Annotated in this window: 11 protein-coding genes; 3 read left to right on the forward strand and 8 right to left on the reverse strand. The window is 52.7% G+C overall.

Annotation, left to right across the window (positions count from 1 at the left end; genetic code table 11):
* Positions 1-52: 52 nt before the first annotated feature.
* The 5 genes from cydC to ACFR81_RS02135 form a co-directional block, all read right to left on the reverse strand.
* Positions 53-3,679 carry a thiol reductant ABC exporter subunit CydC gene (gene cydC, locus ACFR81_RS02115; protein ID WP_343873926.1) on the reverse strand — a complete coding sequence of 1,209 codons (3,627 nt, stop codon included), beginning with the start codon at positions 3,677-3,679 and terminating at the stop codon, positions 53-55.
* Positions 3,680-3,734: 55 nt separating this feature from the next.
* The gene (gene cydB, locus ACFR81_RS02120; protein ID WP_068173102.1) at positions 3,735-4,850 is read right to left on the reverse strand and encodes a cytochrome d ubiquinol oxidase subunit II; all 1,116 of its coding nucleotides are present in this window, start codon (positions 4,848-4,850) and stop codon (positions 3,735-3,737) included.
* Positions 4,851-4,859: 9 nt separating this feature from the next.
* Entirely contained in the window at positions 4,860-6,434 is a 1,575-nt protein-coding gene (locus ACFR81_RS02125) for a cytochrome ubiquinol oxidase subunit I (protein WP_343873929.1), read from the reverse strand.
* A 404-nt stretch (positions 6,435-6,838) separates the two neighbouring features.
* Complete coding sequence (locus tag ACFR81_RS02130) at positions 6,839-7,870, reverse strand: malate dehydrogenase (RefSeq protein ID WP_343873931.1); 1,032 nt, start codon at positions 7,868-7,870, stop codon at positions 6,839-6,841.
* Between the two features lie 86 nt (positions 7,871-7,956).
* On the reverse strand, positions 7,957-10,062 hold the full coding sequence (locus ACFR81_RS02135; RefSeq protein WP_068173150.1) for a DNA gyrase/topoisomerase IV subunit B: 2,106 nt from the start codon (positions 10,060-10,062) through the stop codon (positions 7,957-7,959).
* Between the two features lie 218 nt (positions 10,063-10,280).
* Between ACFR81_RS02135 and ACFR81_RS02140 the strand changes: the two genes are divergently transcribed.
* Positions 10,281-10,475: a DUF7455 domain-containing protein gene (locus tag ACFR81_RS02140; RefSeq protein ID WP_343873934.1), complete on the forward strand. Its 195-nt coding sequence runs from the start codon at positions 10,281-10,283 to the stop codon at positions 10,473-10,475.
* Positions 10,476-10,562: 87 nt separating this feature from the next.
* Here ACFR81_RS02140 and ACFR81_RS02145 read toward each other — a convergent pair whose 3' ends face one another.
* From ACFR81_RS02145 to ACFR81_RS02155, 3 genes are all read right to left on the reverse strand, one after another.
* Positions 10,563-11,936, reverse strand: coding sequence for an RNA polymerase sigma factor (locus ACFR81_RS02145; RefSeq protein WP_145174357.1), 1,374 nt, complete (start codon positions 11,934-11,936; stop codon positions 10,563-10,565).
* A gap of 309 nt (positions 11,937-12,245) precedes the next feature.
* Positions 12,246-13,721, reverse strand: a complete 1,476-nt coding sequence (locus ACFR81_RS02150; protein ID WP_343873937.1) for a DUF4192 family protein — start codon at positions 13,719-13,721, stop codon at positions 12,246-12,248.
* 173 nt (positions 13,722-13,894) lie between these two features.
* Complete coding sequence (locus tag ACFR81_RS02155) at positions 13,895-14,845, reverse strand: PAC2 family protein (RefSeq protein ID WP_145174351.1); 951 nt, start codon at positions 14,843-14,845, stop codon at positions 13,895-13,897.
* Positions 14,846-15,030: 185 nt separating this feature from the next.
* On the opposite strand from ACFR81_RS02155, the gene ACFR81_RS02160 reads away from it, so the two are divergent.
* Together ACFR81_RS02160 and lpdA are read left to right on the forward strand one after the other, a co-directional pair.
* Entirely contained in the window at positions 15,031-16,548 is a 1,518-nt protein-coding gene (locus ACFR81_RS02160; RefSeq protein WP_343873940.1) for a leucyl aminopeptidase, read from the forward strand.
* A gap of 215 nt (positions 16,549-16,763) precedes the next feature.
* Positions 16,764-18,137 (forward strand): dihydrolipoyl dehydrogenase, encoded by a 1,374-nt coding sequence (gene lpdA / locus ACFR81_RS02165; protein ID WP_343873942.1) that lies wholly within the window; start codon positions 16,764-16,766, stop codon positions 18,135-18,137.
* Positions 18,138-18,180: the final 43 nt, after the last annotated feature.

Genomic DNA, 18,180 nt, shown 5'->3' on the forward strand with positions numbered 1-18,180 from the left:
AGACCCCGCGCTATTGCGCGGGGTCTTCTTTCGTTGTTCTGCTCTCTCGGCTCTATCCTAATTTGACCGTGCGATCGCATGCGGCAATATCTTCTGCTCGGTGCGAGACGAGGATAACTGCCGGGTGCGTTACTCCGTTACGACGTCGGGAGGTGCCTTTGGTGCCTTCGGCAACTTCCTTAATCAGAGCTTGAGCTGCAGGAGCATCGAGATGGGCGGTGGGTTCATCCATGAGCAGTAGCGGTGAAGCAGTCAACAGTGTACGGGCGATTGCAATACGCTGGCGTTGTCCACCTGAAACGTAGGAGCCACCCGCGCCCACCGGCGTCTGCAACCCCTGGGGCAGGGACCGGACGAAGTTACCCAGCCCTACACGATCGAGCACTTGGAGCATCTGCTCATCGGTGGGTCGCTGGGAGCCATCGGTAGCCAACGCAAGATTATTAGCGATGGTCGATTCGAAGATGTAGGCGGACTGGGGGCACCACGCAGCGTATCCCCTCAGATCTTCCTGGAAAAGTTCTTTGCCATTGATGCTGATAGCACCTGATTCCAGAGGTAAGAAGCCGAGTAAGGCTGCTAGCGCCGTCGTCTTACCTGAACCCGATGGACCAGTGATGCCCAGCCACTGCCCTGACCAAATATCGGCAGACAACCCGCTAAAAACAGGTTCTTTCATCCCGGGCCAGCGCGTGGAAACATTATCCAGCATCAGGTTGATGGAAGCGCCAGTAGTTTTCTGCCGCAGCAGATCGGCTGGTGTTTGCGCTGCTTCTTGTTCTTCTGTTCGTAAAGAAATGAGCGGGCGCATCCGGGCAACTAGGTGGGCGAATGCCGGCCACGAACGAACCGCTTCAAGATGGGCAATGGTGGTTTCAAAAAGGGCGGTACACATCAGGACCACTACCGCTACCAAAGGAGCAGCAATTTCTCCTCCGCGCACGTCATTCCAGGAGAAAGCTACCACGCCCAAAGCTGCTCCCCACCAGCACAGGACGGTGAGGGCCTGACCGAATCCGCTGGCACCCGCAGTTGCTTGGGTAGCTTCAACGTTTTTCCGATCCTTATTCTCAAAGGTCTTAACCGCCAGGTAGGTCAGACCGTTTGCACGCAGTTCTTCTGCCGAGTCCATGGTAGATACACCGAGTCGGAGCATTTCAGAGGTTGCCTCGCGCGCTATGGAATCTGCCTGGTAATCCAGGTAGAGGGCTACTGCGGGAATCACAAAGGTAGCAACTGCCACGGCAATGGCCATGAGCGGAAGAACAGATGGGACTGTCAGAGCCGTCACTCCGAGCACCAACACCATTACAACGAGGTGGGAGGCTACCGGCAGAATAACTCGAGGCAGGGCATCCCGCAGTTCATCGATGTCTCCGATGAGTCGGTCAAGAATATGGTCGCCCCTCAGAAGCGAGCGGATAGAGAGCACTGTATGGCCGGCTGATTTCCAGGCGCGAACGCGCAGACTATTTGCTGCTCGCAAAATCGCATCGTGAGTTTTCAGCCGTTCAGCGTAGCGCAAAGTAGCGCGCCCCAGCCCAAAGAACCGCACGCCCACTACAGCAATGAGCAAGTACATCATCGCTGGTTGTTCTGCGGCACGCACAATCAGCCAACCCGAGAGTGCCGTTAGCGCGACCGCGCAGCAGACAGAAAGTACCGATAGAACGATGGGAACTATCGATTGGGCTATGGTTAATCCGCTGAGGTCCCTTACGTCGCTAAGGGTCTGCAGAACGCCTCCCGCTTTCACGGGTTCAGCCTGAGATTTCTTTCGAACTGGTTTGGCTACCTGTGTGTCATTTTGTTGGTTCACTGCGCGTTTAAACGCTGCAAAATCCCAGCCAATGGATTTGGAAGGTTCGAGCTCCCACCTTGTACCGCTTGCTCCTGAGACTGCATGTAAATGGTAGTCGGTGCGGCGGGTCAGGGATTGGTCGTGCGTCACGATCAGTAAGGTCGCGCCCGTCTTCGCGAGCGCCGCTAATGAAGCATTCACCCTCAGGGCTGCTGCGGTGTCCAAATGGGCGGTGGGCTCATCGACCAGTACAGTCACGCGCTCCCCCAGCTCTTCCAAAGCATCGACGCGCGCCAGCGTACGGGCAATGGCCAGACGGCGCATCTGCCCGGCGCTGAGCGCTTCTGGGGAAAGGTCTGCATACTCTTGCAAACCTACAATACTGAGATAGTTCATGTAGCGGGTGCGACCGCTGGGCGAGAGCGCCAGCGGGCTCTCCTGGGTGATCAGCGATTGGGCGGCGGTGAGGTCTTCGATGGAGTGCACTTCGACCGGGAATCCGTAGAGAGCCACTTCGTTGAGGACAGTGGTGGCGATGAATGACGGTGATTGACTCACCCACACGACCGATCCGGTACCAGAGACTTCCCCGCTGACGCTCATGGGTTGGGAGTTACCGGTAGGTATGAGTCCCGGTGCCACCGAGCCGCTGATGACACCCAACAAGGTGGATTTTCCGCAACCCGAATACCCGGTGATAGCCGTGGTTGATCCGTGGGGGAATGAAAAACTGACTCGGTCGAGGATTTGGGGTCTGCCGGGGTAGCTGACCGAAACGTTGGAAACGCGCAGTTCATCACCTTCGAAGGAAACGATGTTCCCGGGTAGGGGGCGGTCAATCATTTGCTGGGCAGTACGAAGAGCCGCTATTCCTTCTTCAGATTGGTGGTAGGCAGAGCCGAGGTTGCGCAAAGGCTGGAAGCACTCGGGTGCGAGAAGAAGCGCGAACAGGGCGACGTCTAGCCCCATTTGCCCATGCACCAAGCGAATGCCGATAACAACTGCTACAACCGCCACCGATATCGTGGTCATCAGTTCGAGCCAGAATGAAGAGAGGAATGCCGAACGCAGGGTTTGCATGGTGGTTTTGCGGTAACGTTCACCCAGGTCACCCATTGCCGCAGCTTGACTCCGTGCACGTCCCAACCCTACGAGGACAGGCAGACCTTTCACCAACTCGACAATATGGTCGGATAGCCGAAGTAGCTCGCGTTGAGCCACCGCGGTGTCTTGCCGGGTTGTCTTACCAATCAGAACCATGAAAAGTGGAATGAGCGGAAGAGTAAGAACCAGGATGAGAGCTGAAATCCAGTCGTAGAACGCAATAACAACCAACAAAATAAGGGGTGTAATGAAGGAGCTAACCATTGCCGTCAAAGTTTTTGCGTAGTAACTATCCACAGCGTTGAGCCCACGTGACAGAAGGACGGCGGTGCCGCCTGTACCGTCCGGGGTATCGACGCCGCCGGTGGCCAGCACTCGCTGAATCAAGTTTGCCCGTACCTGAGATTTCACGCCGGTAGCAGCTCTTTGCGCGCTATAGCTTAAAGCCCAGTCAGCCAGCGCCCGCCCTAGTGCGGCGAGCGCCCCCACGCTCACTAACAAGAGGACAGTAGGCTCGTGCCCGAAGTTTGCCCACCAGAGTCCCTCCACCCGCGCTTGAGCATTTCCCTCAAATATTGCTCGCTGTGCGGCCTGTGCTGAGGGGTATTCCACCCCGGAGTTAACGGCAACGTAGGAGAGCCGTGCTAGATAGGCGAGGGCGGTTCCTATGACCGCAGCGAACATGATGGAACACAGTGTTCGCAGAATCGTAAATAGAGCAAAGACACTCAGGTGCTTGCGGGCTGAAGGCCCCAGCGGTGGACGTTGATCCATTGATGGTGCGAATCCTTTGAATCGGAGCGAGTAGATTCTTTCAGTCTAACGAGGGTCAGCATTTTGGTGAATTAGCCGGCTCTTTTTGGCGAGAACTGTGCGTCACAGCTTGGTTGCTCTCCCCTAGTTCTGTGGGGTCATGAGCATCTGGAATATGTTCTACTTTCATGCGCTGGCGGAACTGATAGTAGCTCCAGCATTGGTAGCCAATGATGAGTGGCAGCATGATTCCCACTACCCACGACATGACGGTCAGGGTGTAGGGCGAGCTGGATGCATTGGTAACTGTCAAGCTGTGTGCCGGGTTCAGAGTTGAGGGGAGAACGGTGGGGTAAATTGCCAGAAAAATACCCAGCATTGAACCGCACACAAACAGGGAATTTCCTACGAAACTGCGTCCCTCGCGTCCTTGAAGCGCACTGATATATCCCAGGATTAGCCCAAGGACACCCACCAGGCACAGGATATAACTCAGCATCCCGGCACTTTCTCCCTTCCACTGCAGTAGCAGAGCCCAGATTAGCAGCGGCGCGGAGCCCACCAGCATGAGGGGACGCTGAACAGCTCTCGCCCTATAACGAATAGGACCATCCGTTTTGAGAGCAATAAACGCTAACCCCTGAATGAGCGAAAAACAGACGACGGCGATACCGCCCAAGTAGGTGAAAGGAGAGGTGGCCCAGGCGAAAATATCAATGGAATTTCCACGCTCGTTGAGAGGAAGCCCAGTGGTGGTGAGTGCAAGAAGCGCTCCGATTAAAAATGCGATACCGAAGCTAGAGAGGCTCAATAGCGTGTTCCAGGTACTAATCCATCGGGGATTATTCTGTTTCCCGCGGTAGTCGATAGCTACTACGCGCAGAATAAGAAATACCAGCAGGAGAGTCAATGGAATGTAGAGGGCGGAGAAGAGCGAGGCGTACCAGAAGGGGAAGGAAGCGAACATTCCTGCCCCTGCGGTAATAAGCCATACTTCGTTACCGTCCCAAACTGGGCCAATCGTATTCAGCAAGAGACGACGTTCTTTTTCAGTCTTGGAAAAGGGTCTGCTCATGAGCATCCCCACTCCTAAATCGAAGCCATCAAGCACTAAATACCCGCAAAAGAGTATCCCGATGACGATAAACCAGATGGTAGGCAACAACGGTTGATCAGCAAAAATTTCAAACATGTCTATCCCCTAGTAGGCAAACGCCAAAACGTCGCGATTATTGCTGTTCTCATCCGAATCCTCATGCTGCTCCACCAGCTCCGGCATGGCGGCTGGAATCCCAGCCCGCACATACCGCGTGAGCAAATAAATCTCCACCACAGCCAAAATGGCGTACAGAGAACCGAGCGCGATGAGCGAGAACAGAATGGTCCCACCACTGACCTCCGGCGATACACCGGCAGCGGTAAACAGCATGACCGACGTATCCTCCTGAAAATTAGGCGCCACGACAAAGGGCTGCCGCCCCATCTCGGTGAAAACCCAACCGGCAGTGTTTCCAATAAAAGGGAACCAGAGAGCAATTAAGTGGAAATTCTTCAACCACCGAGAATCAGGAACAGTTCCCATACCCTTCTTGCGAGTAATCCACAGCGCATAGATTGCCACAACTGCGCTCATCCCGCCAAAAGTAAACATCCCCCGGAATCCGTAATAGGTAATCTCAAAAATCGGGGTATAGGTAATCTCTTGCCCCGCCATCTGGCCAAAGCGCTCAGGATCATCAGGATAATGGGTGCCCAATTCATCTTGATATTGCTTCAGCAGAGTCTCCACTCCGGGAACCGGTTCAGAGAAATTCTCATACGCCAAAAACGAGAGCAAACCTGGAATTTTGAGGGGCGTGATCAGATGATCACAACTCTGCGACGACGGATCTATCGAATAGGAGAACACAGAGAAGGACGTACCGTCTTCACACGCGGCCTCTGCCGCAGCCATCTTCATGGGCTGTTGCTGAATCATCAACTGTGCCTGAGCGTGACCGGTAAAGGCTGTGCCCAAGAAGCCCGCTATCGCGATGACGGCACCAAAACGAAGCGCGTAACGCCAAGCATGGAAATCTTCTGTATCGCGAGCACCTTCATTGCGCTCGCCAATAACAACTTTGCCATCCACTACCGTGTCGATGCCCAGTTGACGACGTCGCCACAGATGCCACCAGGAAAGACCGACTAGGAAAGCGCCGCCTACCAAAAGGGCACCGGCGAGGACGTGGGGAACGGTTACCAGGGCTGTGCTGTTGGTGAGCACTGCCCAAACGTCGGTCATGACCGGGCGTCCCTCTTTCATCTCAACACCTACAGGGTGCTGCATCCACGAATTAGCCACCAGGATGAAGTAAGCAGATGCCCACGAACCAGCGACCGCAATGGTGATGGTGGTGGCGTGAATTGCTGGTTTGAGTTTGCCCCAGCCGAAAATCCACAGTCCGATGAAGGTTGATTCGAAGAAGAAGGCAAGCAAACCTTCCAGCGCAAGCGGTGCCCCAAATACATCTCCTACGAAGCGCGAATATTCGCTCCATGCCATGCCGAATTGAAATTCTTGCACGAGCCCTGTGGCAACGCCCATGGCAAAGTTGATGATAAAGAGTTTGCCCCAGAATTTTGTGAGTCTTTTATACCGTTCTGCGCCGGTACGAACGTAGCGCCAGTGAAAAAACGCGACCAGAGGTCCCAAACCTAGGGTCAGTGGCACCATAAAGAAGTGGTAGACGGTGGTTATACCGAACTGCCAGCGAGCGATGGTGAGCGGATCCATGCCTTCCTCTTTCGTGAGAAGTCAGGTGTTGTGATGTAACCAAAAAGTTTCCCCTTACCATACCCCCGCTATTCTGAGTGTTCCCCGGTAAAACAGTGCGCTTCTCTGCAGTGAATCAGTGCCCCTCTTGACGCACGAATTAAGGTTCTGAAAACCTCAACTGCCTGGTGGAAGTAGGCTTTTTCGTTATCTTGTGTTCCCCTTGTGGATGTTTCCCCACGTCCCCCACAGCAACCTCTTCCTTCCTCCATTTAAGCGCAAAAATCCCCGAATTATTCCTGGGAAAACTTTCGGGGATTTTCGCTACGAGTTTCAAATTATCCTGAAAATGGAGGAGCTGATATAACCCTCATTCTTATGATGATTCTCATAAAGTATTCTTTACCCTATCGGCTGGTCTCATCCTATCGATTACCCAGCAAACCTAGGCTTTCAACCGCCGCTTTTTCCTGGCGGAGTTCTTCAACTGATTTTTCAAATCGGCGACGTCCTGCCTCTGATAGCTTCAGCCCTTCTTGCACACGGTATTCGCCACCTCCACAGGTAACGGGGAACGAACAAATTAGCCCCTCTTCAACGCCGTACTCCCCTGTGCTGGGTACTGCCATGGAGGTAATCTGCGGCCCTTTCACAGAATTGGATGTGTTCCATAGGTTGACATGTTCCAGAGCTGCATTTGCCGCTGACCCCACCGATGATCCCCCACGTACCTGAATGATTTCGGCGCCGCGGTTGGCTACGCGCGGAATGAATTCTTTAGAAAGCCACTGCTCCCCTAGATTCTTCTCGGCAAGAACTTCTAGAGCGGCTCGACCTGCGATGGTTGCATGTTCTAGCGAGGGAAATTGGCTCGCCGAATGGTTGCCCCAAATAGCCACTCCTTCGATATCTCGGGGATGCACCCCGGTTGCTTTCGCCAACTGAGCCACCGCGCGGTTGTGGTCCAGGCGGGTGAGTGCGGTGAATCGTTCAAGCGGGATATCCGGTGCGTGCGAAGCTGTAATCAGAGCATTGGTGTTGGCAGGATTACCCACCACCGTTACACGTATATCGGAGCTAGCGCCCTCATTGAGAGCGCGCCCTTGTTCAGAGAAAATTGCGCCATTTGCTTCGAGCAGATCGGCTCGCTCCATCCCTTTGGAACGCGGTTTAGCGCCCACGAGTAACGCGACGTCACACCCTTCGAATGCTCGGCGGGGATCGCTGAAAATATTGACCCCATCAAGCAGGTCGAAAGAACAATCGGTGAGTTCCATGGCAGTACCTTCTAAAGCGCCAAGCGCCTGAGGTATTTCCAAAAGATTAAGACGGATGCGGGTATTGGCCCCCAGCATGGCACCGGAGGCAATTCGGAAAAGCGTGGCATAGCCAATTTGACCGGCAGCGCCGGTGAGAGTAACAACGACGGCGGGTTTCTGTGCATTATGATGAACCATACTTATTATTTTAGTGGTTCAAATCACATTTTGGGGTGCGACTCCACCAAAATAAAAAGATCTTTTACCTAGCAGTGCACACCGGGCTACATATCAATTTGGCTTTCATCGAGCTGATGCGCCCCATTGATAATAAATTCCTTACGTGGAGCGACCTCAGACCCCATCAGGAGCGAAAAAGCTCTCTCGGCCGCTTCCGCGTCCTCAATACGCACCCGGCGAAGCAAACGGTGGCGCGGATCCATCGTGGTCTCCGCCAGCTGATCGGCGTCCATTTCACCCAAACCCTTGTACCGCTGAATTGGCTCTTTGAAGTTCTTCCCCTGAGCCTGCAACTGGGCAAGATAATCGCCCAGTTCCTTTTCCGAGTAGGTGTAGACCATCTCATTGGGCTTGCCGCGGTGAATCACCTCAATGCGGTGCAGCGGTGGCACAGCAGCATAGACATGACCGGCTTCAACCAGAGGTCGCATATAGCGGTAGAACAGAGTGAGTAGCAAGGTTCGGATGTGAGCGCCATCGACGTCGGCGTCGGTCATCATGATGATCTTGCCGTAACGCACTCCCTCTAAATCAAAAGTACGGCCAGAACCTGCCCCAATCACCTGGATGATGGCAGCGCACTCGGCATTCGCCAGCATATCGGTGAGTGATGCCTTTTGAACGTTGAGGATTTTGCCTCGGATAGGCAACAACGCCTGATAGCTCGACGAACGAGCCAGACGCGCGGTACCCAGCGCCGAGTCGCCCTCTACGATGAACAGCTCAGACTGCTCGACGTTATCGGACCGGCAATCCACCAGTTTTGCCGGCATTGAAGAAGTTTCCAGGGCGGTTTTGCGCCGTTGGGTTTCTTTATGAACGCGCGCGGAGATTCGTGATTTCATTTCCGCTACAACTTTTTCGCTCAAAGAACTTGCCTGCTGTTTGTCTGCGCGGGCAGTTGCTTTCAACTTGGTGGCTAGTTCCTTGGAGACCACTTTGGACACAATCTGCCGCACCGCAGGCGTACCAAGAATCTCTTTGGTCTGTCCTTCAAATTGAGGTTCAGCCAGGCGCACTGTCAGAACCGCGGTCAGACCGGCTAAGACGTCGTCTTTTTCAATCTTCTCGTTTGCGCCGACCTTAAATTTGCGTGCGTTATCGCCCAGGTGCTTACGGAAAGTCTTCAACAATCCCTGCTCAAAGCCAGTGAGGTGGGTGCCTCCTTTGGGAGTTGCAATAATATTGACGAACGAGCGGATATTGGTTTCATAGCCGATACCCCAGCGCAGGGCGATATCGACTTCGCACTCGCGCTCCACTTCGGTGAGCTGAGAATGCCCGTTCTCATCGAGTACCGGCACGGTTTCTTTGAACGTTTCCTGTCCTTGGAAACGCCAGATATCAGTCACTGAAGAATCGGTCGCCAGATAATCACAAAATTCGGAAATTCCCCCATCGTGCTGGAAAACTTCCTCGTGGGTTTCAAACTCACCGGGAGTGCCTGCTAAGCGCCGCTCGTCGCGAATAGCAATACGCAATCCGGGGATGAGGAACGACGTCTGACGAGCACGCTGTGCCAAATTGTCATAACTGAATTTGGCATCGGGAGTAAAAATCTGCGGATCAGCCCAGTAACGCACACGAGTACCTGTTACACCTCGTTTAGCTTTTCCCACTACAATGAGCGCGTCATTGGGCTTCTGTGAGGGTGTAAATTCTGCCTCTGGTTTGGGGGTACGGCTCTTTTCGAACTGCCCTGGGATTCCGTGGCGGAAACTCATTTGATACGTCTTGCCACCACGATCCACCTGAACATCCAAGCGGCTTGAAAGCGCGTTCACTACCGATGCGCCCACGCCGTGCAAACCACCCGACGCTGAATAAGATCCACCGCCAAACTTACCGCCGGCATGAAGTTTGGTGTACACCACTTCGACGCCGGTGAGCCCGGTGCGCGGTTCAATATCAGTCGGAACACCACGACCGTCATCGCGCACCTCAACCGAACCATCTTTATAGAGAATGATTTCTATGGACTGGCCATACCCGGCGAGCGCCTCATCCACCGAGTTATCGATGATTTCCCACAGGCAGTGCATCAACCCGCGAGAGTCGGTAGAGCCGATGTACATACCAGGCCGTTTACGAACCGCCTCCAGCCCCTCCAGTACGGAAAGGTTTTGCGCGGTATAGTTCGAAGCTGCCAAGAGGGGCTCTCCATTCTCTGCTCGGGTACCTAGATATTTTATGTTGTTTTTGCAACAGACGCACTCATCTGGTGCACCGTGCGCCGTGAGCTGAGACGCCCACGGATTTCCACTGCACAATCAGACCTGCGCCCTATTCTGAAAGCGAAAGCAGGAATGAGAACCAGTACTGCATGGTTATATGGATACAACCTCATCATCTATGAAAGGACAAGATCATGACTGCAACACTTCAAAGCCGTGAACTCACTACTGCCGACCGTTGCGATGCATGTGGAGCGCAAGCGTACGTGCGCGTCGTCCTCAATTCAGGCAACGAGCTCTACTTCTGCGGCCATCACGCACGCGAGAATGAAAGCGGACTGCAGCAGGTGACTGCTGAATGGGATGATCAGACTGACCGCTTAGCATAAACTTTTGGCGATAAAAAATAGTCGGTGCCTCTCCAGGTGTTAGAGAGAAGCACCGACTATTTTTATGCCCAGATTCTTCAGATTTTCTTAGTCAAGATAATCGCGCAGAACCTGTGAGCGGGAAGGATGGCGCAGTTTAGACATCGTCTTGGACTCAATCTGACGGATACGTTCGCGAGTGACGCCATATACCTTGCCGATTTCGTCCAAGGTCTTGGGCTGCCCGTCGGTCATGCCAAAGCGCATGGCGACAACGCCAGCTTCGCGCTCTGAAAGCGTATCGAGTACCGAGTGAAGCTGTTCCTGCAACAGAGTGAAGGACACAGCGTCGGCGGGTACTACAGCTTCGGAGTCTTCAATCAAGTCACCGAATTCCGAATCTCCGTCTTCACCCAGGGGGGTGTGCAAGGAGATAGGCTCGCGGCCGTACTTCTGAACTTCAATGACCTTTTCAGGGGTCATGTCTAGCTCTTTTGCCAGTTCCTCAGGGGTGGGTTCGCGGCCTAAGTCCTGAAGCATCTGACGCTGTACGCGCGCCAGCTTATTGATGACCTCAACCATGTGAACAGGAATACGAATGGTACGTGCCTGGTCAGCCATAGCGCGGGTAATAGCCTGGCGAATCCACCAGGTTGCGTAGGTGGAGAATTTGAAGCCCTTGGAGTAGTCAAACTTCTCTACCGCGCGGATCAAACCGAGGTTACCTTCCTGAATGAGATCCAAGAAGAGCATTCCTCGGCCGGTATAACGCTTAGCAAGCGACACCACGAGACGAAGGTTAGCTTCTAGCAGGTGGTTCTTCGCGCGACGTCCGTCGTGAATAACCCAGCGAAGTTCCTTCTTAAGTTGCGCATCCATATCCGGGTTGTCCTTGAGCTTATGCTCAGCGTACAAACCGGCTTCAATACGCATAGCCAAGTCGACTTCCTGCTCAGCATTCAGCAGGGAAACCTTACCGATCTGCTTCAGGTAGTCCTTGACGGGGTCCGCAGTAGCGCCGGGGGCAATCACGCGCTGCGCGGGGGCATCGTCGTCATCGTTGGCGGTGAGCACAAAGCCGTTACGCTTTGCAGCGACCTTTTCAGACTGCTTCTTTTCTTCTTCTTTTGCAGTCTTCTCTTCGTTATCTACATCCGAATCTTCCTCTTCAGAGTCTTCATCGGAATCTAACACCTCATCTTCATCAAGATCGGTGCTCGCTACCTCGTCGTCTTCTTCGAAGTCGTCGGCAACAGCCTGCGAGGTTTTCTTCGCAGTTGTCTTCTTTGCCTTCGTGGCAGTGGTTTTTTTAGCAGTTTTTGTGGAGGAAGTAGCCGTGGTTTCTTCTACTTCTTCAGCTTCTTCATTTGCCTTTGCCGCTTTAGTGGTTGCCTTTGAGCGGGTTGAAGGCTTCTTTTTAGCCGTGGTGGTCTTACTAGCCTTTGTACTATCAGACGCCTTCTGTTGTGCAGCAGGTGACACAGAGAACCTTTCCTTATACGTGACCGATGGAAAAAATCCAGAACAGTCAAAACACCTAAGACCCTGTCAAGTCTGAACTGAAAAATTCAGTAAAAACAGTAAGTGCCTGACGGGAACTATTCTTTTCAACGGCTTGGCGTAGAAAGATATTCCCATTTCTCTTGACAATTTACTGTTTTCGGACTTAAACGGGGTCAGTACTAAAGTATGGCAGATGATGGGCTAATTCATGTGCAGAACGGGCGCGCCGCCACGTGCTGTTGCTCAATTTTTGCATTTTGTCCCCCAATGAGCGACAGCACACAGCGCTTATGTCCATTTACTTTCTTTGAAACACTGGGATTCTTCTTGAAGCCAGCGAGGTAACAATGAATTTTCCAACAGGGCATCGAGCGGCAGGAGCGAAATCTCCCACGTCTGGCGGGCCTGAGCGAGATGCCGAGAAGCGGTTGAACTCGACCCCTTGAACCATGCAATCCATGCCTGGACGACAGCAAGGTAGGCGCTACGCTCGTCATCGGCTATTTCCTGCATTTGCAGGATGACCTGTTCCAGGAGACCAATATTTTTCCAGTCTGGGCCCAAGATACTGTTCCCCATCATCATTTCAGCGAAGTTTTCTGCCCCCGATGATAGTTCATCATTCTGTTCTACCACTTCTGCAAAATTCTTGATGTCAGCTAGTTTTCGGATGCAGTCATCGATGAAAGGCTGCCCGGTGTGATCGACAGGAACCAAAAGAACAGAGGGATTCTGGATATTTTCAGCACTGGCAGTTAAATGAGTTTGCTCTCGATGTAAATCTGCAAAGAGTTGGGTGAGAAGGTTGGTGGACGTCGCAGCCGCATAAAGAATGAATTGCCCGGATGTCACCGACGAGAGGGTTGCTAGCAAATACCCCGCAAGCTGGGGCGCCAGTATTTCTCTGAGGTGGTCTGCATAGAGTGCATCTTCATGAAGACGCTCTTCTGCGCTGAAGCGTTCCCTGCGCGTCCTGGAAATAGTTTGAATCGCGGCATCCCACAGCAGATTTTCGGCATATTTTTGACCGAGATAGTCCCGGCAATAATCAGAGTCTGCACCATGGATGACTTGCAGATAGTGGGCAAACCAGTATTCAGCGTCGTCCAGCCAAGCCTGATATTCTGCCTGATTATTCGTTGCATTGAGAGGCGACGATTGTGCTTGAACCGCTTGTTCTTCGGTGGGGAGAACTGAAGACCCCTTCAACATCAGGTCAAGATAGAGCGGGCATTTTTGAATGTCATCGATAAACCCAGAGAAGACCATCGCTGGTTCAGCGGGTTCCATTTCCCAGAGAGAGACCGACCCGATAAAAAGTAAATCGCAAAACAGGATTCCTCGAGTATCTGTAATGTGCATTCCCGCTCTAATCCACGCCTGGCAAATTTTTGCCTCAGCAGCGTCCTTCTGAATTTCTTCGAGGGTTGGAGTCTGTCTGAGCGAGGCTGTGAGCTGACGTGTGCGCACTTCACCGCCTTCGCCAAAGATCAGCAAGAAGAAACGATCAACCTGTTCCCCCTCTGCCAAGGAGGTGGGCATCATGTCAAAGAGGTAATCCAACAGTGCAGAAGCCTCATTTTCGGAGATATCTTCTAAGTTAACTCTTAATACGGGACCCATATGGCGGGCGCCGGTAGCTACCAAGACGACGGAACGTGTGGGCCAAAAACCGAGGTTATGAATGGTGTAGGCAACGACGTCGCTCACCCCGCGTACCGGAGAAGGAGTATTGAAATCGGAAAAAGCATCAAGTGGAGTCATAAACTTGATTATTGATGTCATTTAATGCAGTTTGAGATCATATGAAAAAATGTGGAAAACTTATAGGCACTGTCATTCTCTGACAAGCACACATGAGTTTTCCACATTTTTCTCGTGCTATCGGATCCCCGATTATCCTATGGCTTCAACGGAAGTTACATTTAGCAGTTAAGCTACGAATCAAGCTCACGACTGGTGGCAGAACCACCTTCGTCGTCCATTCGAGCCAAATAATCTTCGATGACAGCACCCAGCTCATCACGATCCGGCAACTTACCTTCCTCACGTTCTGCCAGCGTGAGCATAGAAGATTCAACGTTCTTCATATTGAAGTCGTAACTCTCTTCCAAACGATTGATCATTGCCCCCACCTCAGGGTTAGCCTCAACCTGCTCGTTAATCTGAGTCAGAGCGGCATCGGCAGCATCAATCAATTGATCGGTGGGCAACGAAAGTTTGGCCGCCATTGAAAGGTGCTCCATGGCCAGCAAAGCTGCTTGAGGCAGTTCTGCTTCTGCTAGATATTGGGGCACATTTACACCAAACCCTGCAGTACCAATTCCAGCATCGGTCAATGCTACTTCCAACAAGCTCGAAGCCGAGCCACTCATTTCTGCAACCGGCTTCCATCCAGAAATACCCCGCAATAAATCTTTACGGGAACCATGCGCAGTAACCGGCAAAGCTCGGGTATGCGGCACGGGCATAGGAAAACCGCTGACAATCAGTGCTACTGAGACTTCTAGCTGTTCAGCAATTCCTACAACGCCCTGCACAAACCGTTGCCATTGGAGATCAGGCTCGGTACCTGTCAACAGCAAAAAAGGCTTCTCAAGTCTGTCCTCTACCGCGTAAAGCTTAAGCTGAGGCATCACAGGATCTTCAAAGTGATCCTGCACATATTTAATACGCGGACGACGGGCGCGATAGTCATGCAATCGATCAGCATCGAATTCTACGATAGAGGCATGCTGGAGTTCCTTGAGGAGAACATCTCCCAACAAACCTGCCGTCCCACCTGCGTCTTGAGGATGGTGAAGCGAAATCACCAGGGGCAAATGATGAAGTCTCTCGTTATCTAATGCGCCAGATTGCACCAGGTACAGGCTTTCTGGATCTAGCATTCTAGCCCCTCTTTCTTTACAACGATTCAGACTACTTTAATACATTGAATGTACTGCCACGTGAAAGTGTGGCACATAACCTACTATGCTGAAACAGTAAGTCATATTGAGCCTTCATGGTTCTATAACTCTAGGCGGTGGAGTTCTATTCCGCCTCAATGTACACCAGATATATAAGGAGAGAGATGACTGAATCAGCTGATCTCATGTTTTCCGTTGCCTCATCAGATTTAGAAGCGCTTGAAGCTCAGGTTCTTGTCCTCGGTGCCTACTCTACCGAGCAGGGTCCGCAGTTGGCAGAACATTCGCTAGATTCCAAGACTGCTGAGGGTCTCCAGGCCATCTTGAAAGATATGGGAGTGACCGGTTCTGCCGATCAGCTGACCCGCCTGCCCGGTTTCGAGGGAACTGCTACCGACGTCGTCGCAATTATCGGCCTAGGCGCTCCCACCGAGAACCCTCAAGATCAGCTCAATACGTTCCGACTGGCAGCAGGTTCGGCAGTACGACAACTCGCCGGTTTCGCAGAAATTGCCATTGATTTTCGCGCAGATTCAGTTGAAGCTGTTGCAGCTATCGCTGAAGGTGCAGCATTTGGTGCTTTCGTTGACACCCAGCTACGCACCAAGAATCTAGAAGAGGTCAAAGCACCGGTTGAAAGCGTCGTTATTATTAGCGATCTGGAAATCTCAAAGGCTACCCCTGCCCTCACCCGTGCGCTCATCTTGGGACAGGCGGTGGATTCCACCCGTCGTCTCGTCAACACTCCACCCAGCCACCTTTACCCTGATTCCTTTGCTCAGAAAGCTCAGGAGCGAGTCGCAGATCTAACCGACGTTTCGGTCAAAATCTTTGATGAGAAAAAACTTGCCAAAGGGGGCTTTGGCGGCATTTTGGGAGTAGGACAGGGCTCAGTTCGCCCGCCCCGTCTGGTAGAAGTTAAGTACTCCCCCAAGAAGGCCAAAAAATCGGTTGCACTCGTGGGCAAAGGCATCACTTTTGATACCGGCGGTATCTCTCTGAAGCCTGCTAATTCCATGATTCCTATGAAGTCAGATATGGCAGGTGCAGCGACCGTCCTTAACGCTGTTGCAGCTGCTGCTGAACTGGAATTACCGGTAGAAGTTACCGCCTACCTCTGCATTGCCGAGAATATGCCCAGCGGATCGGCGATTCGACCCGAGGACGTTTTAGTGATGCGCGGCGGCACAACCGTAGAAGTTTTGAATACCGACGCCGAAGGTCGCCTGGTCATGGCAGATGGGCTAGCGTATGCCTCAGAATCCAACCCTGATTTTATTCTCGATGTCGCAACCCTGACCGGCGCACAGATGGTCGCACTCGGCACCCGCTACGCTGCAGTCATGGGTGAAGAGACCACCCGCAATAAAGTTGTGGAAGCATCCTTAGAAGCCGGTGAAGATTTCTGGGCAATGCCCCTGCCTGAGCACATGCGCTCAGAGTTGAAGTCCCCCGTAGCTGATGTGAAGAATATGGGTGACTCCCGTATGGGTGGCATGCTGATTGCCGGTCTCTTTCTCGAAGAATTCGTCGGGGAGAAAAATGGGAAGAAGATTCCCTGGGCGCATCTGGATATTGCGGGTCCCTCCTTCAACGAAGGTTCAGCCCACGGTTTTACACCGAAAGAGGCAACGGGTGCATCTCTTGTAACCGTGGTGAAGTTCCTCGAAAACCTGGTTTAATCACCAGGTATTGACTAAATCCCATAGAAAACACAGCTTTCTTATCATTTCTTCGAGATGCGGTACTGTACCGTTAGAAGAAAGTTCATTGTTTATCACATTCAACGGAAATAGACCGAATATTTTAGGTCATATTCACCCTCGACTAATAAACTAAGAACGACGATAAAAAGTAAGGGTCATATCGACCCAGACCTACGCAAGGGAGCGTTACAGTGCCCGAAACAGCAAAAGAATTCGACATCCTCATCCTCGGTGGCGGTAGCGCAGGCTACTCAGCTGCTCTGCGAGCAGTGCAGCTTGGCTTCACTGTTGGCCTCGTCGAAAAGGGCAACCTGGGTGGTACCTGCCTCCATACCGGTTGCATCCCCACCAAGGCGTACCTGCATGCTGCAGAAGTTGCTGAGGAATCACAGGAATCAGAGAAAGTCGGCGTCAACGTTACTTTTGAGTCCATTGATATGGCTAAGGTTCGCGATTACAAAGACGGCATCGTTGCTGGCAAATTCAAAGGTCTGACCGGACTTCTCAAAATGAAGAAGGTCACCATCATTGAAGGTGAAGGTAAACTCACCGGCAAAGACACCATCACCGTTGATGGCACCGAATACAAGGGTAAGCACATCATCCTTGCTACCGGTTCCGTTTCCAAGACTTTCGGTCTGGAAATCAAGGATCGCGTACTCACCTCCACCGAAGCTCTGCAGATGGACTACCTCCCCAAGAGCGCTATCGTGCTCGGCGGCGGCGTCATCGGCTCCGAATTTGCTTCCATGTGGAACTCCATGGGCGTGGACGTCACCATCATCGAAGGTCTGCCCCACTTGGTACCTAACGAAGATCCTTCAATCATTAAGGTACTGGAGCGTGAATTCAAGAAGCGCAAAATTAAGTTCAGCACCGGCAAACTGTTCAAAACTGTTGAGCAGGACTCAAACGGCGTCAAGGTAACACTTGAAGATGGAACCGAATTTGAAGCTGACATCTGCCTCGTTGCTGTGGGTCGCGGCCCCAACACCGAAGGCTTTGGCTACGATGAACAGGGCATCACCATGGATCGTGGTTTCGTCATCCCTAACGAGCGTCTGCACACCGGCGTAGGCAACATCTACGCAATCGGTGACATCGTTCCCGGCGTGCAGTTGGCTCACCGCGGCTACCAGCAGGGTCGCTTCGTCGTTGAAGAGATCGCTGGTTTGAAGCCTCAGGTTGTTGAGGATCTCTACATCCCCAAGGTAACTTACTGCAACCCTGAAATCGCTTCGATCGGCTACTCCCAGCCCAAGGCTGAAGAGAAATTCGGCAAGGAAAACGTTGAGGTTGCTGAGTACAACCTCGCGGGCAACGGCAAGTCCTCTATCCTTGGCACCGGCGGTCTAGTAAAGATTGTCCGTGAAAAGGACGGCCCCATCGTTGGCGTTCACGCTGTAGGCAAGCGCATGGGTGAGCAGATCGGCGAGGCTCAGATGTGGGTTGTCTGGGAGGCATTCCCAGAGGACGTTGCACAGTTCATCCACGCGCACCCCACCCAGAACGAAGCCCTGGGCGAAGCTGCCATGGCACTTGCCGGCGCTCCCCTGCACGGCTAATAAAGACTGAGAAGGTGGCGGTTGCGAAACCGCCGCCTTCGCA

It is taken from the genome of Rothia amarae, from assembly GCF_042677725.1.
Classification (GTDB): Bacteria; Actinomycetota; Actinomycetes; order Actinomycetales; family Micrococcaceae; genus Rothia; species Rothia amarae.

Bases quoted from the DNA above. Each gene is read 5' to 3' on its own strand.
- cydC (WP_343873926.1), bottom strand. From the start codon at position 3,679: ATGGATCAACGTCCACCGCTGGGGCCTTCAGCCCGCAAGCACCTGAGT.
- cydB (WP_068173102.1), bottom strand. From the start codon at position 4,850: ATGTTTGAAATTTTTGCTGATCAACCGTTGTTGCCTACCATCTGGTTT.
- ACFR81_RS02125 (WP_343873929.1), bottom strand. From the start codon at position 6,434: ATGGATCCGCTCACCATCGCTCGCTGGCAGTTCGGTATAACCACCGTC.
- ACFR81_RS02130 (WP_343873931.1), bottom strand. From the start codon at position 7,870: ATGGTTCATCATAATGCACAGAAACCCGCCGTCGTTGTTACTCTCACC.
- ACFR81_RS02140 (WP_343873934.1), top strand. From the start codon at position 10,281: ATGACTGCAACACTTCAAAGCCGTGAACTCACTACTGCCGACCGTTGC.
- ACFR81_RS02150 (WP_343873937.1), bottom strand. From the start codon at position 13,721: ATGACTCCACTTGATGCTTTTTCCGATTTCAATACTCCTTCTCCGGTA.
- ACFR81_RS02155 (WP_145174351.1), bottom strand. From the start codon at position 14,845: ATGCTAGATCCAGAAAGCCTGTACCTGGTGCAATCTGGCGCATTAGAT.
- ACFR81_RS02160 (WP_343873940.1), top strand. From the start codon at position 15,031: ATGACTGAATCAGCTGATCTCATGTTTTCCGTTGCCTCATCAGATTTA.